Here is a 7,277-nt window from a genome sequence, read left to right as displayed (position 1 = left end):
GGAATCGAAACAGGCGAAAGATCGGAGATCACTCTTCTTGCCGATAAACACCTGATCGACAGTGCATTCCTGATCACCGGAAGCCACGACCCCTGTCTGGATTACGTTGCCGATATGGCGGCAGTAAAAGGGACAAACGTGTACTCCTGCCATGTCGGAAGCATGGGAGGAATTCTTGCGCTTAAGAGGCGCATGTGCCACGCGGCACCGACCCATCTTCTCTCCCCCGACGGCGACTACAACACGCAATACCTGAGGAAATACCTGCCGGGCGAGGATCTGGCCCTCATCTGCGTAGCCGACAGGCAGCAGGGGATCGCCTCGAAAGACGGGATTAGGTTCGAGGAGCTCGAAGAGCATACGTATGTCAACCGCCAGAGGGGATCGGGAACAAGGGTGCTCCTCGACTACATGCTCGGGCAAAAGGGAATGGACAGCTCGAAGATCAGCGGATACGAACGCGAGATGAGCACCCATCTCGATGTAGCGCTCGCGATAAAGAACGGCGATGCCGAGGCGGGGATGTGCACTCTGAGCGCCGCAAACATACACGGCCTGAAGTTCGTGCCGGTCGCGACCGAGAAGTACGAACTTGCGATGTATGCCGAAACTCTCGAAGACGAGAGGGCGAAGATCGTCTGCGACGCCATCCGCTCCCAGGCCTTTAAGGATATTCTTGCAGGGATCGGGGGTTATATCACGGAAAATACGGGCGTTATGAGATATGTTTGATTTTTTTATTTCATAATTTACTCAGGCAACCCCTCGCCGCGGGCCGCACAGCAGCCCCGCGGACCGGCCCCGGCCTCGGGGCCTCTCCCTGTGATAAGCCACTCCGGGGATAGCCGAGTATCCCCTGCGTGGCGGGACGCGGTAACACTATACAAAAACTAAATTCAACAGCCCGGGGACCCTTGCCGGTCCCCGGGCGTGCCGTGAGAAAATTATCTTCGGGCAAGGCCCCTGGGCAGGGGCCGTCCGGCGGCCTGACCGCCGGTGCCGGGGTTGCCTAAGTGAAATCTTTAGATATTTTATTATCTGCCGATTTCTCAAATTGCAGTGGGAATAATAAAAACGCTGAAAAAATTATCTGGTGGGGCCGCGGCGAGGGGATGCCAGCGATGTGCTTAATGGAGAGATCATCAGCCTACAACAATCTCATGGATCCTGTTTATTATCTCCGTATCCGTAGGAAAATCCGTCTCAATCAGTTTTTTCGTCATAAGAGGAACTCCGTCCATACGATAGGCGGTCCCGCTCGTCTCTATTCCTGCAATCGCCACGGGAATCTGGACGTCGGCGAAGACGGATGTGCAGTTTACGTGCGGATCTACCAGGATGACGGGAATCTTCGACATATATTCCAGGCACTTTCGCGGGAGATGAGCACCCGGATCGCTCCCGATGACAAACATGACGTCGCATTCCCTTCTTGCAAGAATATCGACGGCACTCGTCTCGCCGGGATTATAATATGCGGTTCCTCTTGCAAAATCGACGGCATACGGATATCCTGTCAGCCATGTAAACGCTTCATTTGCACCATAGACGTTCCAGTGTCCTCTCATTGGTGTTATCGTAAATTTTGTGTGCCGCGAGAGTTCACGTGTCAGTTCGATCGCATTCCGGACGTTTTTATATTTGTTTTCTGACATCGTCAGCCCGAGCCCGAAGAAGATTGCCCCGAATTTTGCCTCCTTGCAGATATCGACAATCCTTTTTAGCTGTGCTTTGGGAACTCCCGAGACGGTTTCCGGGATAAAATCCGATCTGCCCCGGACTATCGCCCTGAGTGCGGACAAAACGGCATAATCGCCGCCGGGATTAATCTGTACAAATTCGTCCGCGAGATCCGCCGATTCTGTCTTTCTCACATCCACCACAATCAGTTTTCTCTCCCTGTGGGCATTTTTCACGAAGAAACCCGACGCATAGGTAGTATATTTGCTTAAATGTCTTGGATGCGATTCCGAGGGATTGCAGCCCCAGTAAATTACGAGGTCGGCCCTGTTCTTCACCTGCCCGAGCGTACACCCGGGGTGACCTACCTCCTGTATCGCAAGAATAGACGGCCCGTGGCATATCGAAGACGTGTTGTCGATAACTCCACCGAGGACTTCACAAAGATTTACCCCGGCACACTGTGCTTCGACCTGTGTGCCGCTCCAGCCGAAGAAGAGAGGTCTGTCGGCATTTTTCAGCAGATCCGCTGAAATTTCTATTGCTTCCTCGTAAGATGACTCTCTCAGCCGGTTGTTTTCACGGATCACAGGGTGCTGAAGCCTTTTATCATCGAGAAACTTTGCATTGGCGAGGGCACAGCCGTTGTCGACGGAGATGATCCTATTATCTTCGATAGTAACCGAGAGGTCGTCGCAGAGGCAACCGCAAAAGGGGCATGTCGCATTCGCCGTGGTTTTCATAATTCCTTGCCCCCGGCTTCGGACAAGAGATCGATTACGGATAAAACATTCTCGTCTGTACGCCCGATTTCGATCTCACACGATTTGAAATCAGGCATCCCCGATCCATGTGTAAGCTCGGAGATCAGCATATTGCAGTACGGTCCGTACGGGATGAACACCGTCCCGGACTTTAGTCCCTCGTCTCCGGCGACATGAAAGACCACCGATCCTGAATCAGAGATCGCCCTGATGTTCTCCCCGTCTTCAAGTTCGAGGTTGACCATGTCGAGAAGATTCATGAAACATGTCGAAGTAATCAGGCTGTAATTTTGCGAGAGTTTTTGCTCTATGCTCTCGCCCTGCTTAATCGATCTTCCGGTCAGCATTATGTACTTCATAAAATAACTCCCGGGAAGTTCCGGGAAAAAAGATCCAGGAGATCTGTTTTCATACAATCCCCACAGATATCTGATTTGCAAAAACGTTCGTGCAAATCAGGCCTTTACGTACAGGTGCGCGTAGACGGTCTTTCCACTCTTCTTCGGGTGGCGTTCCCCGAGGTCTCCTTCATAGACCTTAAAGGTCTCTTTCGCTCCGTCGACCTCAAGTTCGGCATCTTCGGTATATGCAAATCCGGGCATCATCAGGTCAATCGTTCCGAATACGAAGATGTCTCCCTGGACCATCTGGCCGCCGACCTTGCTCTTCGCATTCCCTTTTATGACGATCCTGCCGCCTTCCTGGTGGTTGCCGACATGGACATCGACATTTCCGCCGATCACGACCTCGCCGCCACGCATATAAGTTGCAAGATCCGAACCTGCATTGCCACCGACACGGATAACCCCATCCATCATGCCGCGCCAGTCGCCGCGGTACGCTGCACCGAGATAATTGCCGGCATTCCCTGCGATTATCATCTCCCCGTTCTTCATGCCGAGAGCGGTAAAGTGACCGACATTTCCTTTAACCTCGATCCTTCCGCCCTCCATGAAGGCCCCGGTGTACATATCCGAATCCCCGAAGATTATCACCTCGCCGCCCGTCATCCTGCTGCCGATCCATTTCACGCGGCCGAGACTTTCGCCCCTGACCTCGATCTTCGTCTCTGCTGCAGTCTCACCGGGTTTGCCCGTGACCTCGAAATACTCGCCGAGCTTATAGGTCCGGTTGCCCTCGTATATCGGAAGCTCCCTGATCTCTTCGGGAGTCTTGCCTGCAAAAATATCGGGAACGATATTTTCGGCCTCGATATAGAGCTTCGGGTCCTTTATCATTGTTACCTGAACAGTATTCATCACAAATCACCTCTTTTCAGGCTCCTACCTCGATCACGTACGGGTTCGGGACGTAGTGGTGCTCCTTTACCCCGTAGTTGTTCCTCGTGACCGTATAGTACTTCTTGAAACGCTCGGATATGTCGCGTTCCACCTGATCCGTCAGCTGCATCGGGTGGCTCACCCAGAATGTCCGCTTGTTTCCGTTGCTGACGAACTCGCCGTTGTCGATTATCAGCTCGCCGCTCTTTATGAAGTACTTCGCATTTCCGAATGCGTACTCGATCTTATCAGGGTCGCCGAGATCTTCCACCGGGTTGATTGGGTAGACCGAGACGTCGCCCTCCATGCCCGGCTTAAGAGATCCGAACATGTGCGAGAGACCGAGCGCCTTTGCAGAACCTGCACGCGTCATCTTTGCGATATCCATAAGAGTGAGCTCCCTGTCCGAGAGTTCACTGATATAGCACTGCGAGCGGACGCTTTCGCCGTACTTGCATGCATCGAGGATATCGTCGCGGGCCTTCGAGCTCATGAGCCATTTGATCACACGCGGGTAGCGATGAACCGGGCCGGCGTTCGGTGCGTCCGTCGTAACATAGCACTTCATCGGGTCCTTTGCAAGGAGACCCAGTTCAAGACCGATAGCCCACTGGGCGACCCCGATGAACGAATTCGGGTTGTAGATAAACGGAACTACACCTGCGGCTGTCTCAAGTTCGACATCCTTGTTGACCCACTTCAGGTGGTTCATATGCGAGAGGTGGTATTCGAACGGACCATCGGCTGTCATCGTCGTGGTCTCGTCCAGTGTTATCTGGCCTATATCGAACGTGATGTTGTCTACGCTGTTGATGTAGTCCATTACTTCCCTCGACCTCGACTCGAAACTCTTTGACGAGTAAGAATCCCCGCCGTAACAGTGGAACTGGAGATGTGTATGGTGAAGGACCTGGTCACGATTGAAATCGCCTGCTGGTTTTATGCCTTCTGCGCATTTCAGCGAATCTATCGTAATCTGGTAATTGCCCGGTTCCCCGAGCGAGTTCGAGTGAAGATGCATCGAGTGGGGAAGTTTCAGGTATTCGTTCGCTTCGATAAGACCTTTTATGATCTCTTCGGGCGTGATATCGAAGAAAGGAACGGGATCTTTCGGCGTTATGCAGTTCATTCCCCATGCCCATGCCTCTGTTCCGCCGGGATTTACACATTTTATGCCGTATCCCTTTGTCACACGCAGGAGCCATGCGATATAGCTTGCCGTATTATCGATCTCGTGGTTCTTCAGGTAATCGAGGACGAACCAGTTGTTGCCGAAGACAGGAAGTGCCGCCTCGTCGATGATCGGCGTATCCCTCATCTCTTCATGGGTGTGCTTGGCATAGAGCGGGGGCATCGCGGCCTCGGTCGCAAAGCCGTAGCCCATCCTTGAAAATATGTAACCGGACGAGTATGCTGTGGGTACTGAAAAACCTGCCTCCATCTTCTTAACGCCCGACCGGGGCCTTGTGAATTCCGGGTGATTTCCCTTGTCCTCTGGACGGAAGTTCCTCCCGACATTTACCTTCGGGCCGGCACTGTGCGAATGGATATCCACGCCGCCGGCCATGACGAGCATTCCGGACGCGTCGATAACCTTTGCGTTCGGGCCGGCATCATCGACGATTTTGCCGTCCCTTACCGCAATATCCATCTTTTCGCAGTCTGCCCCGAGAACAGGATCGACGACGAAACCGTTTTTGACTATGTATTCCATCAGGTCACACTCCCTTGATCTCTTTCATCCGTTCGTAGACCTTTTCCAGGAACTCTTCGTCAGTGAGAACACCCTCGGGCGGATCGACGACCTTGTGCGTCTCGATCGGAACGCTGTCCATGCGGTATGCACATCCACCTACCTCCACACCGACAAATGCCACAGGCACGTGGAGATCCGCGACTACGGTAGTCGGCGTGATATGCGGGTCTACGCATACGCACGGCAGTTTGTTCATCTTCTTTACGGCACTGAACGGGAAGTGGGCGCCGGGATCGCTGCCGAGAACGAAGACCGCATCGAGTTCGCCTCTCTCGATAAGATCGTTGGACGAGGACTCGCCCGGATTATAGCGTGCATAGCCTCTCGAAAGATCTATGCAGAAGGGATAGCCGTATTGCCATCCCCACACCTCACCTGAACCCGTGACGTTGTAGTGGCCACGCATCGGCATAATGGACCATTTCGAAAATTCATTGAGGTCGCGGGTGACATTGATCGCCATGTCGATATTATGGTTCTTCGAGATCGACTGGGTCACACCCATGCCGAAGAATATGCAGCCGAACCTGGCCGCCTTCATCTTTTCTCCGACTTCGATTATGGTCTCCTTCGGAATTCCTGCAACAACTTCAGGGAGTCTGTCGCCTTCACCGTGGAAAACGACACGTAGTGCGCTTAAAAGTTCGTAATCCCGCCCCTGCTCTACAGGGAGGTGGTAATCCGTAAGACTCGCCGTATCTGTATGACGGGGGTCTACTACTACGAAAGTCCTTCCCTTGTGCCCTTTTCCGGTAAAGAACCCGCGTGGAAAGATCGAATAGCGTGACATATGGCGCGGGTGGGCGTGGGCGGGATTGCAGCCCCAGAATATTACGAAATCCGCACGGTTCTTGATCTCACCGAGGGTGCAGCTTGGAACGCCGGCATCCTGGATTGCGATGAGTGTAGATCCGTGGCAGACCGTCGCCGTATTGTCCATCTGGGCACCGCAGAGCTCTCCGACCTTGGAACCCATGCTCTGGGCTTCGCAGTTTGTAGAGCTCCAGCCGTACATAAGCGGTTTTACGGCATTCGTAAGCATTTGTGCGGTAAACTCTACCGCCTCTTCATAAGAGATGCTCTTCCAGGTTCCGTCCTCTTGTCTCATCCTCGGGAGGACAAGACGGTCATCGGACTGGGAGTGCATGAACTTCTCGGCACCGATCGCACAGGCGTTATAGATCTCAAGGATCTTCTTGCCGTCGTCACTGATGTCGCATTCGAGATCGTCGCACAATGTGCCGCAGAAAGGACACACTACATCCGTAACTCTGACTACCATTTTTAATCATCCTCCAGGAGTCCCTGCTCGATAACCTCAAGGGAGAGCAGAACTTTTTCGTTTGGTGCGGATTCGACTACGACGGGGATACCTTTGAAGGTGGGCATTCCCATCGAGTAAGTATTCGGATCGGTCAGGCGATTCGCCCACGGCCCCATCGGGATCCAGCCGAGGCCGGGGTGAGGGCCCTGTTTCGTTTTGACTACCTTTACAACAACCGAGCCGTATGAACTGGTAACACGCACGGGGCTGCCTTCCCACAACCCCAGCTTCTTCAGATCAACCGGATCGAGTTCCAGGATTCCGCAGGCGTCCCGGTAGTCGGATTTCTCTTTTCCCCCTTCCATCGATACGCCCTGCTGGATTGTCCTGCCCGTAATCAGGTTCAGTTCAATTTTTTCAGTCAATAACAACACCTCTCGCTTGAGGGCACATTCATCCGGCCCATAGCCTTTAATTTCCCGGAAATCAGATCAAAGGGTTTCATTTCTTATCGCCTCTTCAAATTCGCCGTT

The 7,277-nt window shown here is 53.2% G+C and carries 7 protein-coding genes; 1 reads left to right on the top strand and 6 read right to left on the bottom strand.

Annotation, left to right across the window (positions count from 1 at the left end; translation table 11 throughout):
• On the top strand, positions 1 to 732 hold a 732-nt coding region (locus METPAY_RS15565; protein ID WP_048152975.1), incomplete at its 5' end, for a substrate-binding domain-containing protein.
• A gap of 410 nt (positions 733 to 1,142) precedes the next feature.
• Here METPAY_RS15565 and METPAY_RS12770 read toward each other — a convergent pair.
• The 6 genes from METPAY_RS12770 to METPAY_RS12745 form a co-directional block, all read right to left on the bottom strand.
• The gene (locus tag METPAY_RS12770) at positions 1,143 to 2,423 is read right to left on the bottom strand and encodes a formylmethanofuran dehydrogenase subunit B (protein ID WP_048152948.1); all 1,281 of its coding nucleotides are present in this window, start codon (positions 2,421 to 2,423) and stop codon (positions 1,143 to 1,145) included.
• The gene (locus METPAY_RS12765) at positions 2,420 to 2,803 is read right to left on the bottom strand and encodes a molybdopterin dinucleotide binding domain-containing protein (RefSeq protein ID WP_048152947.1); all 384 of its coding nucleotides are present in this window, start codon (positions 2,801 to 2,803) and stop codon (positions 2,420 to 2,422) included. The genes METPAY_RS12770 and METPAY_RS12765 overlap by 4 nt, the downstream gene beginning before the upstream one ends.
• A gap of 96 nt (positions 2,804 to 2,899) precedes the next feature.
• Positions 2,900 to 3,703 carry a formylmethanofuran dehydrogenase subunit C gene (locus METPAY_RS12760; protein ID WP_048152946.1) on the bottom strand — a complete coding sequence of 268 codons (804 nt, stop codon included), beginning with the start codon at positions 3,701 to 3,703 and terminating at the stop codon, positions 2,900 to 2,902.
• 16 nt (positions 3,704 to 3,719) lie between these two features.
• Entirely contained in the window at positions 3,720 to 5,438 is a 1,719-nt protein-coding gene (locus tag METPAY_RS12755; protein WP_084600892.1) for a formylmethanofuran dehydrogenase subunit A, read from the bottom strand.
• A gap of 4 nt (positions 5,439 to 5,442) precedes the next feature.
• Positions 5,443 to 6,762: a formylmethanofuran dehydrogenase subunit B gene (locus METPAY_RS12750; protein WP_048152944.1), complete on the bottom strand. Its 1,320-nt coding sequence runs from the start codon at positions 6,760 to 6,762 to the stop codon at positions 5,443 to 5,445.
• Between the two features lie 2 nt (positions 6,763 to 6,764).
• A complete protein-coding gene (locus METPAY_RS12745) occupies positions 6,765 to 7,169 on the bottom strand; it encodes a molybdopterin dinucleotide binding domain-containing protein (RefSeq protein ID WP_013329562.1) in 405 nt (134 codons plus the stop codon).
• Between the last annotated feature and the right edge of the window lie 108 nt (positions 7,170 to 7,277).

The sequence above is a fragment of the Methanolacinia paynteri genome (assembly GCF_000784355.1).
Taxonomy (GTDB): Archaea; Halobacteriota; Methanomicrobia; order Methanomicrobiales; family Methanomicrobiaceae; genus Methanolacinia; species Methanolacinia paynteri.
This window is presented reverse-complemented; position numbering and strand designations above follow the sequence as displayed.